Genomic DNA, 17,678 nt, shown 5'->3' on the forward strand with positions numbered 1-17,678 from the left:
CACGCTGCAGGCCGGTCGCGGCACCTACCTCAAGGTCGAGCAACACCGCAGCGATTCGACCGCCGCGCCCGTGTTCTATTCGGACAACGGCGGTCTCGGCTTCGTGCTGCGCAATCCGCTGCTCACGGAGCGTTCGGGCACGGCGAATGCCATCGAAGCCCGCGCCAACTTCAAGGAGCTCGGCTGGACCGCGCGCGACTGGAGCGTCGGCGCCTGGTGGCGCGACGTCGATGCCGGTTTCTCGATCGCGCGCTTCGACACCGCAACGCCGACGACCGAATCCGGCGCCGAGTTCATCGGCCAGGTCGGCGAACGCTTCGACCTGTTCGGTCGCGTCACGCGCACCGAGCGCGGCAGCGCGACGTTCGAGGACGCGCAGCTCACCGGCACGTGGCGTCCGACCGATGTCGACCGCCTCGGCCTCGAGCTGCGTCGCGTGCGCGAGCAGGATGCGGGCCTCGACCAGAAGGCGATCCTCGCGGCGCTGGAATATCGCCGTCGCATCGGTTCGTCGCTCGAGGTCTACGGCAACGGCCAGGCAAGCTTCGGCGAAGACGGGGGCTATGCGGACAACAACCGTGTCACCGCCGGCGCGAAGTACCTGTTCGGCAACCGCTCGAACGTCGGCGCCGAAATCAGCGACGGCAGCCGCGGCCACGCGGCGCAGGTCAACGGCGAATACCGCCTGAGCGACGACCACTCGCTCTACGGCGCCTACACCTACAGCACCGACACGACGAGTTCGCGCGTGGCCAGCGAATTCGACCGCGCGCTCAGCAATGGCTGGACGCTCGGCCAGCGTTGGCGCCTGTCGAACCAGCTCAACGTCTACAACGAGAGCCAGTCGATCCGCTCCGCGAACGGCGACGAGGGCGTCACGCACACGCTCGGCATGGACCTGTATCCGGCCGATGGCTGGCAGCTCGGCTTCACCGTCATGGATGGCACGCTCGACGCGACGACGGGGCAGGTCGACCGCCGCGCCTACAGCGTCAGCGGTGGACGCACGAATGCCACTACGCAGTGGTCGAGCAAGCTCGAATACCGTCGCGACAGCGGCGCCGAGCAGCGCACGCAGTGGGTCACGACGAACCGCCTGTTCTATCGCGTCAACGAAGACTGGCGCGTCGCTGCGCGCGTGAACTACGCCGATACCGACGACGCGCTCAATGCAGCGGCGGGCGCGCGGCTGGCCGAGAGCAACATCGGCTTCGCCTGGCGTCCGCATGACACCACGTGCTACGCGATGTTCGGCAAGTACACCTACCTGCTCGATCTCGCGACGCTCGGCCAGGACGGCGGCGCGCAGTACGACCAGCGTTCGCAGGTGGTGTCGCTCGAAGGCGTGTTCCAGCTGGGCGATCGCTGGAGCCTCGCGCCCAAGCTCGCCAGCCGCTGGGGTGACTACCGCATGGGCCGTGGCGGCGGGCAATGGCTCGACAGCCGCGCGGACTTCGGTGCGGTGCAGGTGCGCTACCACCTGCCCAAGCAGTGGGACGCGCTCGCGGAACTGCGTCAGCTGAACGTGCGCGACGGCGGCACGCGTCGCGGCGGGCTCGTCGGCGTGGACCGCCAGCTCGGCGACAACTTCAAGATCGGCGTCGGCTACAACTTCACCGATTTCAGCGACGACCTCACCGACCTCGAGTACGACCACCAGGGGTTCTTCCTGAACCTCGCGGGCTTCTACTGATCCCTTGGGAGACTCGCTCTCTCACTTTCACGCCGCCGACCCGTTCGGCGGCGATTTTCTTCGTGGCGGCCGGCGATGACGGCCGCTTGGACACGCCACTGACGCCCCGCGCCGTGCAATCGCGTTTTCCGTTCGGAGCGCGACGATGGCCAAGGTGCTGGTTCTCTACTACTCGGCTTACGGCCACATCGAAACGATGGCGAACGCGGTCGCGGACGGCGCGCGCGAAGCCGGCGCGCAGGTCGACATCCGCCGCGTGCCCGAACTCGTGCCCGACGAGGTCGCGAAGAATTCGCACTACAAGCTCGACCAGTCGGCGCCGATCGCGAAGGTCGACGAGTTGCCGAACTACGACGCGATCATCGTCGGCACCGGCACGCGCTACGGGCGCATGGCCTCGCAGATGGCGAACTTCCTCGACCAGACCGGCGGGCTGTGGGCGACGGGCGCGCTCAACGGCAAGGTCGGCTCGGCGTTCACCTCGACGGCGACGCAGCACGGCGGCCAGGAGACGACGTTGTTCTCCATCCTCACCAACCTGATGCATTTCGGCATGGTCTGCGTGGGGTTGCCCTACAGCTTCCAGGGCCAGATGCGGCTCGACGAAGTCACCGGCGGCTCGCCCTACGGTGCGACCACGATCACCGGTGGCGACGGATCGCGCCAGCCGTCGGCGAACGAACTCGACGCGGCGCGCTTCCAAGGCCGCGAAGTCGCGCAGCTGGCGGCGAAGGTGTTCGGCTGATCAGCCGCCGGCGACGGGCTTCGCCACCATCAGCCAGAAGATCGCGAGGAACGCGAACAGCGCGGGCACGCCGAGCACCACCCACGCCTTGAAGGCGCGCCAGTACGCCGGCGGCAGCGGCGTGCCGGCGCGCAGCGCCTCGCGCGCGAGATCGCGCAGGCGCATCTGCAACCACACCACCGGCAGCCAGCAGGCGATCGCGACGGCGTACAGGCCGATCGACCACTTGAGCCAGCCGACGGAGAACGGCATGCCCACGCGATGCGCGAGCCACGCCCCGGTGACCGGCTGCAACACCGCCGTCGTGGCGGTGAACAGCCAATCGGCGACGACGACCCAGCGCGTCACGCTCGCGACGACGCGCACGTCGCGGCCGAGCGTCGTCACCAGCAGATAGAACGCGGTGCCGACGCCCGTCCCGAACAGGAACGTGGCCGACAGGATGTGCAGCGTCTTGACCAGCAGGTAGTCGTTCATCGGCGTCGATCGAGGGCGTGCAGCAGCGCGAGCGCCGCGAGTATCGGCAGGTTCTTCAGCACCGGGCCGAACGGATGCATCCAGAACGCGGGAATCGTGACGGTAATGATGATCGTGTACGCGACGATGAGCGCGATCATCGCGAGATACACCGGCCCGCGGCGGATCGGAAGCAGCAGCGCGACACCGAGCAGGAGATCGAGCAGGGCGCCGGCATACAGCGCGGTGGTCGCGGTGCCGCCGGTGACGCCACTGCGCGCGAGCAGCGCATAGCTGTCCGCGACGGGATACAGGCCCAGCGACAACAGGCCGGTGACGATGAACACCGCCGCGATCGAAACCCGCAATAGTGGAAGCGCCCATCGCAACACCGCATCGGCGCGCGTCATCGCACCCAGCGCGGGCGGTACGAACGTCTGCATCGAACGCGGCGCGCGGCCGAGCAGCTGCATAATGCCATCGGGTGGCGCGCAATTGCCGCGTTCGAGCATCGCGATGGTTTCGGGTTCGACGAGCGAGCCGGGCACGTGCTGCATCACGCGCGCCGACAGTCGCACCAGCGGCATCGGAACCGGCACTACGCGCAAGCGGCCGAGCCCGAGTTGCCGGCGCAGCGTCGCCAGGTACTCGCGCAGCGTCGTGCACTCGGGGCCGACCACTTCGATAAGCCGCGGCGCGTCGTCGGACTCGAGCGCACGCAAGACCGCCTCGATGACGTCATCCAGATGCACCGGCGCGACGCGCTGCACGCCGCCGCCCGGCAGCGCCGCGAACGGCAGGCTCGCGAGCATCAGGAACATGCCGGCGCTTGCGCCCTGCGGCGCGAACACCACCGAGGGCTGCACGACGGTCGCGCGCAGTGGCAACGACAGCACGTGACGATCGGCGGCGCGTTTGGACAGGTGGTAGCGGCTCGCCGCGTCGTCGTCGGCACCCAATGCGGAGACCTGCACGACGCGCGAAACGCCCGCCTCGACGCAGGCATCGAACAGCGCGCGCGGCGTCGCGTCGTGCAGCACGGCGAACGGTTGCGCGCGCGACTCGCGCAGGATGCCGACCGCGTTGACGACCGCATCGATGCCGTCGAGTCGTGGCTGCCACGTCGACGCATCCGTGTCGCGTGCGAAGTCCACGGCGACCGGTTCCAGCGTCGGCCAGCGACGGCGTGCGGCGGCGACGTCGCGCACGGCAGGCACCGGCACGTGGCCGTGCGCGATCAGGGCGTCGACGATCGCGCTGCCGATGAAGCCGGTTGCGCCGGTGACGAGGATGCGCATCGCAGGGTCTCCTGGAGTCTGCGCACGCTACACCGGTCGGCGAATGCGATGCGTCGGTAAAAACACGGACCCCTGCGAATGCGCGGGTCGTGGCGCGAGTCCAACGTGCGCGGCGTCGATCAAGTACACCGGTCGAGGTGTCGCGACTGCGCGGGCGCAGTGCGCGCTACGCGCCCCCGGTGTACCCCTGCTGCCGCCACGCCTCGAACACGGTCACCGCGATCGCGTTCGACAGGTTGAGCGAGCGCACGCCGGGCCGCATCGGCAGCCGCAGCCGCTGCGATTCGGGCAGCGTTTCGAGCACTTCGCCCGTCAGGCCGCGGGTTTCCGGCCCGAACAGGAAGGCATCGCCGACGCGATAGTCCGGCGTGTCGAAGCGCACGGTGCCGCGCGTGGAGAACGCGAACACGCGCAACGCATCGCCATGCACCTCACGCAGATGCGCGAGCGCCGCATCGAGGTCGCGATGCACCTTCACCGTCGCGTACTCGTGGTAGTCGAGGCCGGCGCGCTTGAGCTGCTTGTCGTCCATGTCGAAGCCGAGCGGCTCGACGAGATGCAGCCGCGCCCCGGTGTTCGCGCACAGGCGGATCGCGTTGCCGGTGTTCGGCGGGATTTCGGGCTGGTAGAGGACGACGTCGAACATGCGGCGATTATCGCCGCAGTGCGCGCGTCACCACGGCAGCGGCGTGCCCTGCCAGTCGACGAACGAGCCCGAGTGCGCGACATCGAGCTTGTCGATCACGCGCAGCAGGCCCTCGACCGACTGCGACGGCGTCACCGGCGCGCCCGCGCCGCCCATGTCGGTCTGCACCCAGCCCGGATGCAGCGACACCACCGCGATGCCGCGATCGGCCAGCGCCGCGGCGAGCAGGCGCGTCACCATGTTCAGCGCGGCCTTGCTGATGTTGTAGGTCGGCGTGCCGAAGCGCGTGGTGTTCGCGATCGACCCCAGCTGCGAGGTCATGTTCGCGATCTTCGCGCCGTCGGCGAGCAGCGGCGCGACCGCCTGCGCGAGCAGGAACGGACCCATCGCGTTGGTGCGGAAGCTGTCCTCGAGGTTCTTCGCGGGCACGTGGCCGAAGCGTTCGCCCGAATGCAGCAGGCCGGCGTTGTTGATCAGCAGGTGCAGGCGTTCGTCGCCGAGCACCAGCGGCAACTCGCGGGCGATCTCCACCTCCGCCTTCGGGTCCATCACGTCCAGCGGCAACACGTGCAGGCGGCCCGGATGCTCGGCGACGAGGCGATTGAGGTCGTGCGCCTGGCCCGGATGCCGCGCGGTCGCGATCACGTGGTCGCCGCGCGCGAGCAATTGGCGGACGTATTCGAGGCCGATGCCGCGATTGGCGCCGGTAATGAGGACGTTGCGACGGGGCATGGCGGACTCCGGTGATCGACCGCCCGACTCTAAACCCCACTCTGTTCAGGCGATGGGCAGGACCTTCGGCCGGTCCGCCGCCGGCGCCGCCCGGTTAGCATCCGGCGGCCGGCCGGATCGCCGGTCTCCGGAGCCCTCGATGTCCCGCCTTCCCCTGCGCCTCACCGCACTCGCCCTCGGCGTCGCTTTCGCCGTCGGTACCCCGTCGATCCTGCTCGCCGCGCCCACCGCCGCGACCGCCGCGCCGGCCAAGGCCGCGCTCGACATCCCCTATGAGCGCTTCGTTCTGCCGAACGGCCTGACCGTGCTGGTGCACGAGGACCACAAGGCGCCCGTCGTCGCCGTGGCCGTCTGGTACCACGTCGGTTCCAAGGACGAACCGACCGGCAAGACCGGCTTCGCGCACCTGTTCGAGCACCTGATGTTCAACGGCTCGGAAAACCATCCGGGCGAATTCTTCGAGCCCTTCGAGCAGGCCGGCGCCACCGGCCAGAACGGCACGACCTGGCTCGATCGCACCAACTACTACGAAACCGTGCCGACCACCGCGCTCGACATGGCGCTATGGATGGAGTCGGACCGCATGGGCCACCTGCTCGGCGCGATCGACCAGAAGACGCTCGACGAACAGCGCGGCGTCGTCCAGAACGAGAAGCGCCAGGGCGAGAACGAGCCCTACGGCCGCGTCGACGAACGCATGCTGCTGCAGACGTTCCCGGCCAACCATCCCTACCACCACGACACCATCGGCTCGATGGCCGACCTCGACGCGGCCTCGCTCGAGGACGTGAAGACGTGGTTCCGCGGCTATTACGGCGCGGCCAACACCGTGCTGGTGATGTCGGGCGACATCGACGTCGCCACCGCAAAGGCGAAGGCGCTGAAGTACTTCGGTGACATCCCGGCGGGCGGCCCGGTCGCACGCCAGGCGAAGTGGGTGGCCGCACGCACCACCTCGACGCGCGACCAGATGGACGACCGCGTCGCGCAGACCCGCATCTACCGCGAGTGGAACATCCCGGGCCGCGGCGAGCGCGACCTCACGTTGCTCGACCTCGCGGCCGACGTGCTCGGCGGCGGCAAGACCTCGCGCCTCTACCAGCGCCTCGTCTACAAGGATCACCTCGTCGACGACGTCTCTGTCGGCATCACCCCGTTCGAACTGGCGAGCCAGTTCGTGCTGCAGGCCGACGTGAAGCAGGGCGTCGACCCGAAGAAGGTCGAAGCGGCGATCGCGGACGAGTGGGCGAAGTTCCTCGCCACCGGTCCGACGAAGGAAGAACTGACCCGCCTGCAGGCGGCGAATCGCGCGGCGGTCGTGCGGGGCATGGAGCGCGTGGCGACCAAGGCCTCGCAGCTCGCCGAAGGCCAGGTCTACCTCGGCAATCCGGATGCCTGGAAGCAGTCGTTCGACTGGAACCAGAAGGCGACGATCGCCGACGTGCTGAAGGCGTCGAAGTCGTGGATCGCGCGTGGCGACTACACGCTCACCGTCGTGCCGACCAAGGGCGCGCCGAAGGAAGAAACCGTCGCCGGCCTGCCGGCAGGTACGCGTCCGGCCGACATTCCCGGCAAGCCGACCACCGCGTTCACCACCACGCCGTCCGACATCGACCGCAAGAAGGGCGTGCCCGCAGTCGAGACGTTCCCGGATCTCACGTTCCCGAACGTGCAGCGCGGCCACCTCAAGAACGGCATCGAAGTCGTGCTCGCCGAGCGCCACAGCGTGCCGGTGGTCAACGTCAGCATGCAGTTCGACGCCGGCTACGCCAGCGACGTCGGCCGCAAGCTCGGCACCGCCGCGTTCACCGCCGCCATGCTCGACGAAGGCACCGCCAAGCTCGATTCGGTCGAGATCGCCAAGCAGCGCGAGCGCCTCGGCATGGGCCTGTCGTCCGGCTGCGGCCTCGACAGCTGCAGCGTCGGCGCGAACATGCTCAGCGATTCGCTGACGCCGTCGCTCGACCTGCTCGCCGACGTGGTGCGCAACTCCGCGTTCCGCAGCGCCGACATCGAACGCGTGCGCGCGCAGTGGCTCGCCGGCATCGCGCAGGAGAAGACGCAGCCGACCGGCATCGCGCTGCGCACGCTGCCGCCGCTGCTGTACGGCGAAGGCCATCCGTACGCGATCCCGTTCTCGGGCACCGGCACCGAAGCCAGCATCAAGTCGCTCACCGCCGGCGACATGACGGCGTGGCGTTCGGCGTGGCTGCGCCCCGACAACGTGCGCATCATCGTCGCCGGCGACACCACGCTGCCGCAGATCACCGCACAGCTCGACCGCGTGTTCGCCGACTGGACGCCGCCGTCGGTGGCCAAGGGCACGAAGTCGATCCCGCAGGTGGCGTCACAGGCGAAGCCGCGCGTGTTCCTGATCGACAAGCCGGGCGCGCAGCAGTCGCTGATCCTCGCCGGCCTGCTCGCGCCGCCGACGACCGTCGCCAACAACCTGCCGATCCAGACGATGAACTCCGCGTTCGGCGGCACGTTCACCTCGCGCCTCAACATGAACTTGCGCGAGGACAAGCACTGGGCGTACGGCGCGTACTCGTTCATGGACGACGCGCTCGGCCAGCGCCCGTACATGCTCTATGCGCCGGTGCAGACCGACAAGACGAAGGAATCGGCGGCGGAGATCCTGCGCGAAGTCCGTGACGTCGTGGGCCCGCGTCCGCTGAGCGCGGCCGAGATCAACAAGATCAAGGTCAACGACGTGCGCAGCCTGCCGGGCAGCTACGAGACGATCGGCGCCGTGCTCGGCGCGCTGTCGGAGAACGTGCTGTACGGCCGTCCGGACGACTACGTCGCCACGCTCCGCGAGCGCATCGAAGCGCAGAAGGATGCCGACGTGCAGGCCGCGGCCACGCAGCTCATCCACCCCGACGCGCTGACGTGGGTGATCGTCGGCGACCTGTCGAAGATCGAGCAGGGCGTGCGCTCGCTCAACCTCGGCGACGTGCAGGTGGTGAACGCCGACGGCAAGGCGGTCGCGACCAAGTAACCGTCTCCGACGGTTTGCGGTTCAGACGCGCGGGGCGACAATCCCGCGCGTCTTCGTTTGGGGAGCCTGCCGATGCGCCACGCCGTCCGCTTTGCGTCGCTCGCGACGCTTGTCCTCGCCGCCGGCGCCTGCACCTGGGTGCCGATGCAGCAGGGCGCCACCGCCGTGCAGGTGCGCGCGCTCAATGCGCCCACCACGGGCTGCACCAAGCTCGGCGAGATCGAGGGCAACGTCACCGATCGCGTCGCCCTGTACGAGCGCAACCCGCTCCGGGTGCAGGAGGAGCTGGAGACGATGGCGCGCAACGAGGCGGTCGGGCTGTCGGCGAACACCGTGGTGCCGCTGGAGGCTCCGCACGACGGCCGCCAGCGCTATTCCGCCTGGCGCTGCCCGCGCTGAGACGCGACAGCGGCCGCAGGCCCGGTTTTGGCCCACCGCGGGTCGTCACCAGACTGAATCCAGCGGCTTAAGGCGCCGAACGCGTCCGTACGGTGGCGTGCGCGGTACCCCCGCGCACGTTAAGCTAGCGTGTTCCAGTTGCCCTCGAGCCGCGCCCATGCTGTTCCAACACGTCGCCATCGCCGGCCTTGCGCATATCGATGCGCCGCGCCGCCTCACGACGGACGAAATCAACGCAAGGTTGCGGCCCACGCTCGATCGCCTCGGCATCAAGACCGACGTGCTCAAGGACATCGCGGGCGTCGAAGCCCGTCGCCTGTGGGACGGCCCGATGCTCGCGTCCGACGCCGCCACGCTCGCCGCGGTCAAGGCGCTCGGCGACGCCGGCATCGAGCCGGCCCGCGTCGGCCTGCTGGTCAACACCTCGGTCAGCCGCGACTACCTCGAGCCGTCCACCGCCTCGATCGTCTCCGGCAACCTCGGCCTGCCCGACACCTGCCAGAACTTCGACGTCGCCAACGCCTGTCTCGCCTTCATCAACGGCATGGACATCGCGGCGCGCATGATCGAGCGCGGCGAGATCGAGTACGCACTCATCGTCGATGGCGAAACCGCCGACCTCGCGTACGAGAAGACGATCGAGCGCATGACCCGCGCGGACGTCAGCGAAGAGGACTTCCGCAACGAGCTCGCCACGCTGACGCTGGGTTCCGGCGCTGCCGCCATGGTCATGGCGCGCACCGAACTCGCCCCGGGCGCACCGCGCTACAAGGGTGGCGTCACGCGCGCGGCGACGGAGTGGAACAAGCTCTGCCGCGGCAACCTCGACGGCATGGTCACCGACACGCGCCAGCTGTTGATCGAAGGCGTGAAGCTTGCGCAGAAGACGTTCCAGGTGGCGCGCCAGAAGCTGGGCTGGGTCGCCGAGGAACTCGACGAGTTCGTCGTGCACCAGGTCAGCAAGGTGCACACCGCCGCGTTCACCAAGGCGATGGGCATCGATCCGAAGAAGGTACTCACGATCTTCGGCGAGCACGGCAACATCGGTCCGGCGTCGGTGCCGATCGTGCTGAGCAAGCTGCGCGAAATGGGTCGCCTGAAGAAGGGCTCGCGCGTTGCGCTGCTCGGTATCGGCTCCGGCCTGAACTGCTCGATGGCCGAAGTCGTCTGGTGACGGCGCGACGCCTGCATCGTTGAACCTTCGCGGCCGCCTCGTGCGGCCGCGTGCTTTCCAAGACATCGACCCCGCGATGGACACCGCGCACCTGCCCGACTACCCGTTCACCCCGCAGCGCTTCGAGGTGCGGCCGGGCATTTCGATGTCGTACCTCGACGAAGGCCCGCGCGACGGCGAGGTCGTCGTGATGGTCCACGGCAATCCGTCGTGGAGCTACTACTGGCGCCACCTCGTCCTCGGCCTGCGCGACCGCTATCGCTGCATCGTGCCGGACCACGTCGGCATGGGCCTGAGCGACAAGCCGGACGATGGCGGCGGCATCCGCCCGCCGTCGCCGCCATCGCGCGATCCGAAGCATTACGACTACACGCTGCAGTCGCGCGTCGATGACCTCACTGCACTGCTCGCGCACCTCGGCATCACCGGCGACGTCACCCTCGCCGTGCACGACTGGGGCGGCATGATCGGTTTCGGCTGGGCGATGTCGCACCTGCCGCAGGTCAAGCGCCTCGTCATCCTCAACACCGCCGCGTTCCCGCTGCCGGCCGCCAAGCCGATGCCGTGGCGCCTGTCACTCGGTCGCGATTCGACGATCGGCGCGTGGGCCATCCGCAAATTCAATCTCTTCGCCCGCGGCGCCTCGCGCTTCGGCGTGACGCGCGCGATGCCGCGGGATGTGCGCGACGCGTACGACATGCCGTACCACGGCTGGACGAACGCGATCTCCACGATCCGCTTCATGCAGGACATCCCGCTGCAGCCCGGCGATCGCGCGTGGCCGCTGCTCGAGCGCGTGGGCGCGACGCTGCCGCAGTTCGCCGATCGCCCGGCCTTCATCGGCTGGGGCCTGCGCGACTTCGTGTTCGACAGGCATTTCCTCGACGGCTTCCGTCGCGCACTGCCGAGCGCCGAGGTGCACGCCTTCGATGACGCGAACCACTACGTGCTCGAAGACAAGCACGAGGTTCTCGTGCCGGCGATCCGTCGCTTCCTCGACAGTCATCCGCTCGGGGCATGAGCGCGACCGGCGCGCCCTGCAACATCGCCGCTGCGCTGCCCGACATGGCGGCGCGCGAACCGGGCCGCATCGCGATGCGCTGCCCCGGCACGCGGGGTCCTGACGGGCTCGCGACCTACGACGTCGCGCTGACCTACGCCGAACTCGACGCCCGCAGCGATGCGATCGCGGCCGGCCTGGCGAAGCGCGGCATCGTGCGCGGCACGCGCACGGTGGTGATGGTCAAGCCGTCGCCCGAGTTCTTCCTGCTGATGTTCGCCTTGTTCAAGGCGGGTGCAGCGCCGGTGCTGGTCGATCCGGGCATCGACAAGCGCGCATTGAAGCAGTGCCTCGACGAGGCGGCGCCCGAAGCGTTCATCGGCATTCCGCTCGCGCACATCGCACGGGTCGTGCTGCGCTGGTCGAAGTCCGCGCGCTTTCGCATCACCACGGGGCATCGTGCGTTCCTCGCCGACGACACGCTCGCGCGCGTCGAAGCCGACGGCGCGAACGCCGGCCCGCAACTCGCCGACACGCAGCCCGACGACGTCGCCGCCATCCTCTTCACCAGCGGCTCGACCGGCGTGCCCAAGGGCGTGGTCTATCGTCACCGCCACTTCGTCGCGCAGATCGAACTGATGCGCACCGCGCTCGGTATCCGCGAAGGCGAACTCGACTTCCCGACGTTCCCGCCGTTCGCGCTGTTCGGCCCGGCGCTCGGTCTGACGTCGATCATTCCCGACATGGACGCGACGCGCCCGGCAAGCGCCGATCCGCGCAAGCTGCACGCGGCGATCGAACGCTTCGGTGCGCAGCAGCTGTTCGGATCGCCGGCGCTGATGCGCGTGCTCGCCGACTACGGCAAGCCGCTGCCCACGATCCGTCGCATCACGTCTGCCGGCGCGCCCGTGCCCGCCGACGTCGTCGCGCGGATGCGCGAACTGCTGCCGATCGACGCCGACTTCTACACGCCCTACGGCGCGACCGAATGCCTGCCGGTCGCCGTCATCGAGAGTCGCGAACTGCAGTCGACGCGTGAAGCGACCGAAGCCGGCGCCGGCACGTGCGTCGGCCGCGCGGTGCCGCCCAATGATGTGCGCATCATCCGCATCGACGACGCAGCGATTGACACGTGGTCGGACGCGCTCGTCGTCGCCGCGACCGTCATCGGCGAAATCACCGTCGCCGGGCCGACGGCAACCGACACCTATTTCCATCGCGACGCGTCGATGCGGCTCGCGAAGATCTCCGAAGCCCTTCCCGACGGTACGACGCGCATCGTCCATCGCATGGGCGACGTCGGTTATCTCGATGCGGACGGGCGCCTCTGGTTCTGCGGCCGGAAGACGCAGCGTGTCGAGGCGAGCGCAGGCCCGCTCTACACGGAGCAGGTCGAGCCCGTGTTCAACACGCATCCGGACGTGCGCCGCACGGCGCTGGTCGGTGTCGGCGCGCCCGGTTCGCAGCGGCCGGTACTGTGCGTCGAACCGAAGAGTGGCGTCGACGCCACGCAATGGCCGCGCATCGAACGCGAGCTGCGCGACATCGGTCGCGGCCATGTCCACACCGCGCGCATCGACACGTTCCTGCGGCATCCGGCGTTTCCGGTCGACATCCGCCACAACGCGAAGATCGGTCGCGAGAAACTGGCTGCCTGGGCCACGAAGGAGATCGGTCGATGAAGGTTCTCGTGACGGGCGGCGGCGGTTTCCTCGGCCAGGCGCTGTGCCGAAGCCTGCGCGCGCGCGGCTACGAGGTCGTGAGCTTCAATCGCGGCCTTTACCCTGAGCTCGACACAATCGGCGTGACGCAGGTGCGCGGCGACCTCGCGAGCCGCGACGCGGTCATCGACGCCGCCCGCGGTTGCGATGCGATCTTCCACAACGCGGCCAAGGCCGGTGCGTGGGGCCCGTACCGCGAGTACTACGACGCGAACGTCGCGGGCACCGAGCACGTCATCGACGCCTGCCGCGTGCATCGCATCGCGAAGCTCGTCTACACCTCCACGCCGAGCGTCACGCATCGCGCGACGCATCCCGTCGCCGGCCTCACCGCCGACGAAGTGCCGTACGGCGAGCACCTGAAGGCGCCGTATGCGCGTACGAAAAAGCTCGCCGAGGAAATGGTGCTCGCGTCGAACGGCCCATCGCTTGCGGTCGTCGCGCTGCGTCCGCGCCTGATCTGGGGCCCCGGCGACAACCAACTGCTCCCGCGCATCGCCGACCGCGCACGTGCCGGCCGGCTCAAGCTCGTGGGTGACGGTAGCAATCTCGTCGACACCACGTTCGTCGAAAACGCGGCGGACGCGCATGTCGCGGCCTTCGATCATCTCGCGCCGGGTTCGGCGTGCGCGGGTCGTCCCTACTTCATCAGCAACGGCGACCCGCGGAGCATGCGCGAAACGCTGACCGCGCTGCTCGATGCGGTCGGCGCGCCCGGCCCGGACGGATCGATCCCGTTCCGTGCGGCCTATGCGATTGGCGCCATCTGCGAAGGCCTGTGGAGCGTGCTGCCGTTGAAGGGCGAGCCGCCGATGACGCGCTTCCTCGCCGAGCAGCTGGTCACCACGCACTGGTATTCGATGGCGCCGGCGCTCCGTGATTTCGGCTGGTCGCCGCGGATCACCTTCGAGGAAGGCCTCGCGCGCCTGCGTGCGGCGTCCCGCGCGGCGTGAAACGTGGCGGGCCCGTGCCCGCCCTACAATGCGCCGATGGACGCACGCCGCACGCCGCTGGACACGCTGAAGCCGCTCGCCGGTCGCGCGCTCGAAGCCGCGCTCAACCGCGCGCTCGCGCTCGATCCCGACACGCGCGACGGCCTGCGCAATCTCGACGGCCGCCGTCTGGTCGTGCGCCTGGCGACGCCGCCCCTCGCGCTGCAGATCACCGTCGACGGCGAGCGCCTGCGCGTCGGCCCGGTCGATGATGCGAACGAGGCGGATCTCTCCGTGCGCGCGACGATCGGCGGCCTGATCGCGCAGCTGCCCTTCATGCGCCGCGACGATGCACCCGCGGTCGGCGCCATGCGCATCGAGGGCGACGCGGACCTCGCGCGTCGCCTGCAGCGGCTCGCCGAGCGCTTCGATCCCGACTGGCAGCAGCCTTTTGTTGCCGCATTCGGCGACGTGATCGGCGTGCAGGTCGCGCAGCTGTTCGCGAGCACATTGCGCACGGCGAAGACCGCCGCTGGCGTGCTCGCGACCAACGCCGCCGACTACGTGCAGCACGAGACGCAGGATGTCGTCGGTCGCGACGAGCTCGCGGCGTTCTACGACGACATCGACACGCTGCGCGACGACGTCGAGCGCCTGGCGGCGCGCATCGCCCGCCTGCAGCCGCGAGGCGCCGCATGACGCCGGTGTTGCGGGCGTGGCGCATCGGCCGCGTGCTGTTGCGCTATCGCCTCGACGCGCTGATCGAGGGGACGCCCGCCGAACGCTGGCTGCGCCTTGCGCGTCCGTTCGTGCCGCGCGCATCGGCGACGGTTGCCGAATTGCCGCGCGGGGCGCGACTGCGCCTCGCGCTGCAGGAACTCGGACCGATCTTCGTTAAGTTCGGGCAGATCCTGTCGACGCGTCGCGACCTGATTCCGCCCGACGTCGCCGACGAACTCGCGCTGCTGCAGGATCGCGTGCAGCCGTTCGATGGCGAAGCCGCGCGTCGCATCGTCGAGGAATCGCTGGGGCGGCCGGTTACCGAACTGTTCGCGAGCTTCGACACTACGCCGCTCGCATCCGCTTCCATCGCCCAAGTGCACGCGGCGACGCTGCCGGGCAGCGGCCGCGAGGTCGTGGTCAAGGTGCTGCGCCCCGGCATTCGCCGGCAGATCACCCAGGACATCTCGCTGCTGCGCGCGCTGGCCGGCATCGCCGAGCGCACGCATCCGGCGGCGGACAAGATCCGCCCTCAGGCGGTGGTCGACGAGATCGAGCACACGCTGGATGCGGAACTCGATCTGCAGCGCGAAGGCGGCAACGCCAGTGTGCTGCGACGCTTCTGGGAAGGCAGCGACGACCTGTACGTGCCGGAAGTGATCTGGTCGCACAGCGGCGATCGCGTGCTCACGCTGGAGCGCGTGCGCGGCATTCCGTCGGACGACATCGCCGCGCTCGACGCCGCCGGCATCGATCGTCGCGCACTCGCCGCCAAGGGCGTGCGCGTGTTCTACACGCAGGTGTTCCGCGACAACTTCTTCCACGCCGATGCGCACGCCGGCAACATCTGGGTGGACGACGATCCGGCGCGTCGCGCGAATCCGCGCTTCATCGCGCTCGATTTCGGGATCATGGGCCAGCTCTCGGACGAGGACCAGTACTGGCTCGCCGAGAACTTCATGGCGATCTTCAACCGCGACTATCGCCGCATCGCCGAATTGCACGTTGACGCCGGCTGGATGCCCGCGCACACGCGCATCGACGAACTCGAAGCCGCCGCGCGCGCGGTGTGCGAGCCGTACTTCACGCGCCCGCTATCGGAAGTGCCGCTGGCCGAAGTGCTGGTCAAGCTGTTCCGCACCGCGCAGAAGTACGAACTCACGTTGCAGCCGCAGCTGATCCTGTTGCAGAAGACGCTGCTCAACATCGAAGGCGTCGGCCGCCTGCTCGACCCGCAGATCGACATCTGGGGCGTCGCGCAGCCCGTGCTCGAACGCATCCTGCGCCAGCGCTACAGCCCGAAGCGCCTCGCGAGCGAATTCCGCAAGCGTCTGCCCGAACTCGTCACGCATGCACCCGAGATGCCGCGCCTCGCGCACCTGTGGCTGAAGCAGCAGGTCGAAGGCCGCCATGAACTCGCGATGCGGTCGCAGGATCTCGCGCAACTGGTCGAGGAAGTGCGGCGCATGCAGCGGCGCACCGTCGCCGCGCTGCTCGGCACGGGCCTGATGATCGTTGCCGCGTTGTTGTACGCGCTCGACGCCGGCGGCCCGCGCCTCTGGTCGATTCCTGCGGCCGCGTGGATCGCCGCCCTCAGTGGCTTGTGGGCGCTGCGTGCGGGCTGGCCGCGCCGCTGAGTCTCAGGCCGGAACCGGCGTGTCCGCCTGCGCGGGGCAGTAGCGCTTCACGTACTCGCTGTGCAGCGGAAGCTGTCGCACCGTGTTCTCCACGCGCGAACGGATGCCCGCAAGGAACTGCCCGAGTTCCGCGTCGCCCATGAGATCCGCCGCCGCGTGATGCGTGGCCGGGTGGATGCCCTGACCGAGCATGACCTGGATCCACGAGTTCTCCGCGAACAGTTCGTTCGGCACGCGGAAGACGCGCCCGGTTTCGCGGAACAGTTCGATGCGATGGCGCAGCGACGCCGGAATATGCATCTCACGGCACGCGCGCCAGAACGCATCGCTGCGACCGTTGACGTGGTAGTGCAGGATGATGAAGTCGCGGATGTGTTCGACTTCGTGCCGCGTCTGCGCGTTGTATTCGGCGACGTCGGCCGTGCTGATGCCGGCATTCGGGAACATCTGCATCAGGCGGATGATGCCGCGCTGGATGAGATGAATGCTGGTCGATTCGATCGGTTCGAGGAAACCGCTCGCGAGGCCAATCGCGACGCAATTGCCGACCCAGGTCGCCTCACGCTGGCACGGCTTGAAGCGGATCACGCGCGGCGTGGTCAGCACGTCGGCTTTCATCATGCCGAGCAGCTTCGCGATCGCCGCGTCGTCGTCGAGGTGCTTGCTGCTGTACACGAGACCGTTGCCGACGCGATGCTGCAGCGCGATGCGCCAGCGCCAGCCCGCTTCGTGGGCGACGGCCCGCGTGAGCGGGCGACGGTCGCCGTCGTGCTCGGTCTGCAGGGCGACGGCGCGGTCGCAGTGCAGCCACTGCGACCAGTCCTGCATCGGAATGCCGAGCGTCTCGCCGATGATCAGGCCGCGGAAGCCCGTGCAGTCGATGAAGAGATCGCCTTCGATGCGGTCGCCCGAGTCGAGCGTCAGCGCACGGATCTGCTGCGTTTCGCGATCGCCGTCGACGGCCGCGATCTTGCCTTCGACGCGCCGCACGCCGAAGCCTTCGCTGAACTTGCGGAGGTACTTCGCGTAGAGGCCAGCGTCGAGGTGGAACGCGTAATTCATGCCGCCGCGCGGCAGGTGCGCGAAGCGGTCTTCGACCGACGCACGCAGCTCCAGGCAGTAGTCGCCGTAATCCGACGCCAGCCCGCGTTCGCGGCCCTTGTGCCAGAAATGCTGGAAGCCCGCCGTCCAGTGGTCGGTGCCGGTGGTGCCGAACGAATGGATGTAGTGCTCGTCAACGTTGCGCCAGTTCTCGAAGGAGATCCCGAGCTTGAACGTCGCTTGCGTCGCGGCCATGAATTCGCGTTCGTCGATCTCGAGCAGGCGGTGGAACGTCACCAGCGTCGGAATCGTCGCTTCGCCGACACCGACCGTGCCGATCTCGTCGGACTCGACAAGCGTGATGTCGAGCACGCGGCCCAGCGTTTTCGACAGCGCGGCCGCGACCATCCAGCCTGCGGTGCCGCCTCCGGCGATGACGACGCGACGAACGGGACGGGCGGTGGATGCGGTGTCCATGGCGAC

General features: G+C 68.9%; 15 protein-coding genes. 10 read left to right on the plus strand and 5 right to left on the minus strand.

The window, feature by feature from the left end; all coding sequences use genetic code 11:
- Together EVS83_RS15720 and wrbA are read left to right on the plus strand one after the other, a co-directional pair.
- Positions 1-1,693 (plus strand): mitochondrial porin family protein (locus tag EVS83_RS15720; protein WP_484030446.1); only part of this gene is annotated, 1,693 nt, incomplete at its 5' end.
- 145 nt (positions 1,694-1,838) lie between these two features.
- A complete protein-coding gene (gene wrbA, locus EVS83_RS13600; RefSeq protein WP_133501572.1) occupies positions 1,839-2,438 on the plus strand; it encodes an NAD(P)H:quinone oxidoreductase in 600 nt (199 codons plus the stop codon).
- Here the strand turns inward: wrbA and EVS83_RS13605 are convergent, their stop codons facing one another.
- The 4 genes from EVS83_RS13605 to EVS83_RS13620 all read right to left on the minus strand — a co-directional run bounded on the left by EVS83_RS13605 (position 2,439) and on the right by EVS83_RS13620 (position 5,570).
- Positions 2,439-2,915: a DUF2269 family protein gene (locus tag EVS83_RS13605; RefSeq protein ID WP_133501573.1), complete on the minus strand. Its 477-nt coding sequence runs from the start codon at positions 2,913-2,915 to the stop codon at positions 2,439-2,441. It lies immediately after the preceding gene.
- Entirely contained in the window at positions 2,912-4,192 is a 1,281-nt protein-coding gene (locus EVS83_RS13610) for an NAD(P)H-binding protein (RefSeq protein ID WP_133501574.1), read from the minus strand. The genes EVS83_RS13605 and EVS83_RS13610 overlap by 4 nt, the downstream gene beginning before the upstream one ends.
- A gap of 166 nt (positions 4,193-4,358) precedes the next feature.
- A complete protein-coding gene (locus EVS83_RS13615; protein WP_133501575.1) occupies positions 4,359-4,838 on the minus strand; it encodes a tRNA (cytidine(34)-2'-O)-methyltransferase in 480 nt (159 codons plus the stop codon).
- 27 nt (positions 4,839-4,865) lie between these two features.
- Positions 4,866-5,570: an SDR family oxidoreductase gene (locus tag EVS83_RS13620; RefSeq protein WP_133501576.1), complete on the minus strand. Its 705-nt coding sequence runs from the start codon at positions 5,568-5,570 to the stop codon at positions 4,866-4,868.
- A gap of 139 nt (positions 5,571-5,709) precedes the next feature.
- Here EVS83_RS13620 and EVS83_RS13625 point away from each other — a divergent pair, with 139 nt between their 5' ends.
- The 8 genes from EVS83_RS13625 (at position 5,710) to ubiB (ending at position 16,154) form a co-directional block, all read left to right on the plus strand.
- Complete coding sequence (locus EVS83_RS13625) at positions 5,710-8,571, plus strand: M16 family metallopeptidase (protein WP_133501577.1); 2,862 nt, start codon at positions 5,710-5,712, stop codon at positions 8,569-8,571.
- Positions 8,572-8,643: 72 nt separating this feature from the next.
- Positions 8,644-8,970, plus strand: a complete 327-nt coding sequence (locus EVS83_RS13630; protein WP_133501578.1) for a DUF4156 domain-containing protein — start codon at positions 8,644-8,646, stop codon at positions 8,968-8,970.
- Positions 8,971-9,127: 157 nt separating this feature from the next.
- Positions 9,128-10,144: a 3-oxoacyl-ACP synthase III gene (locus EVS83_RS13635; protein WP_133501579.1), complete on the plus strand. Its 1,017-nt coding sequence runs from the start codon at positions 9,128-9,130 to the stop codon at positions 10,142-10,144.
- Positions 10,145-10,220: 76 nt separating this feature from the next.
- Entirely contained in the window at positions 10,221-11,165 is a 945-nt protein-coding gene (locus tag EVS83_RS13640; protein ID WP_133501580.1) for an alpha/beta fold hydrolase, read from the plus strand.
- Positions 11,162-12,826, plus strand: a complete 1,665-nt coding sequence (gene oleC, locus EVS83_RS13645; protein ID WP_133501581.1) for an olefin beta-lactone synthetase — start codon at positions 11,162-11,164, stop codon at positions 12,824-12,826. The genes EVS83_RS13640 and oleC overlap by 4 nt, the downstream gene beginning before the upstream one ends.
- Positions 12,823-13,818: a 2-alkyl-3-oxoalkanoate reductase gene (gene oleD, locus EVS83_RS13650; protein ID WP_133501582.1), complete on the plus strand. Its 996-nt coding sequence runs from the start codon at positions 12,823-12,825 to the stop codon at positions 13,816-13,818. The genes oleC and oleD overlap by 4 nt, the downstream gene beginning before the upstream one ends.
- Positions 13,819-13,854: 36 nt before the next feature.
- Entirely contained in the window at positions 13,855-14,496 is a 642-nt protein-coding gene (locus EVS83_RS13655; RefSeq protein ID WP_133501583.1) for a ubiquinone biosynthesis accessory factor UbiJ, read from the plus strand.
- The gene (gene ubiB / locus EVS83_RS13660) at positions 14,493-16,154 is read left to right on the plus strand and encodes a ubiquinone biosynthesis regulatory protein kinase UbiB (protein WP_133501584.1); all 1,662 of its coding nucleotides are present in this window, start codon (positions 14,493-14,495) and stop codon (positions 16,152-16,154) included. Before EVS83_RS13655 ends, ubiB begins: the two co-directional genes overlap by 4 nt.
- A gap of 3 nt (positions 16,155-16,157) precedes the next feature.
- On the opposite strand, the gene EVS83_RS13665 is transcribed toward ubiB, so the two are convergent.
- Positions 16,158-17,672 carry a tryptophan halogenase family protein gene (locus tag EVS83_RS13665; protein ID WP_133501585.1) on the minus strand — a complete coding sequence of 505 codons (1,515 nt, stop codon included), beginning with the start codon at positions 17,670-17,672 and terminating at the stop codon, positions 16,158-16,160.
- Positions 17,673-17,678: the final 6 nt, after the last annotated feature.

This window comes from Cognatilysobacter terrigena (assembly GCF_004361065.1).
Taxonomy (GTDB): domain Bacteria; phylum Pseudomonadota; class Gammaproteobacteria; order Xanthomonadales; family Xanthomonadaceae; genus Cognatilysobacter; species Cognatilysobacter terrigena.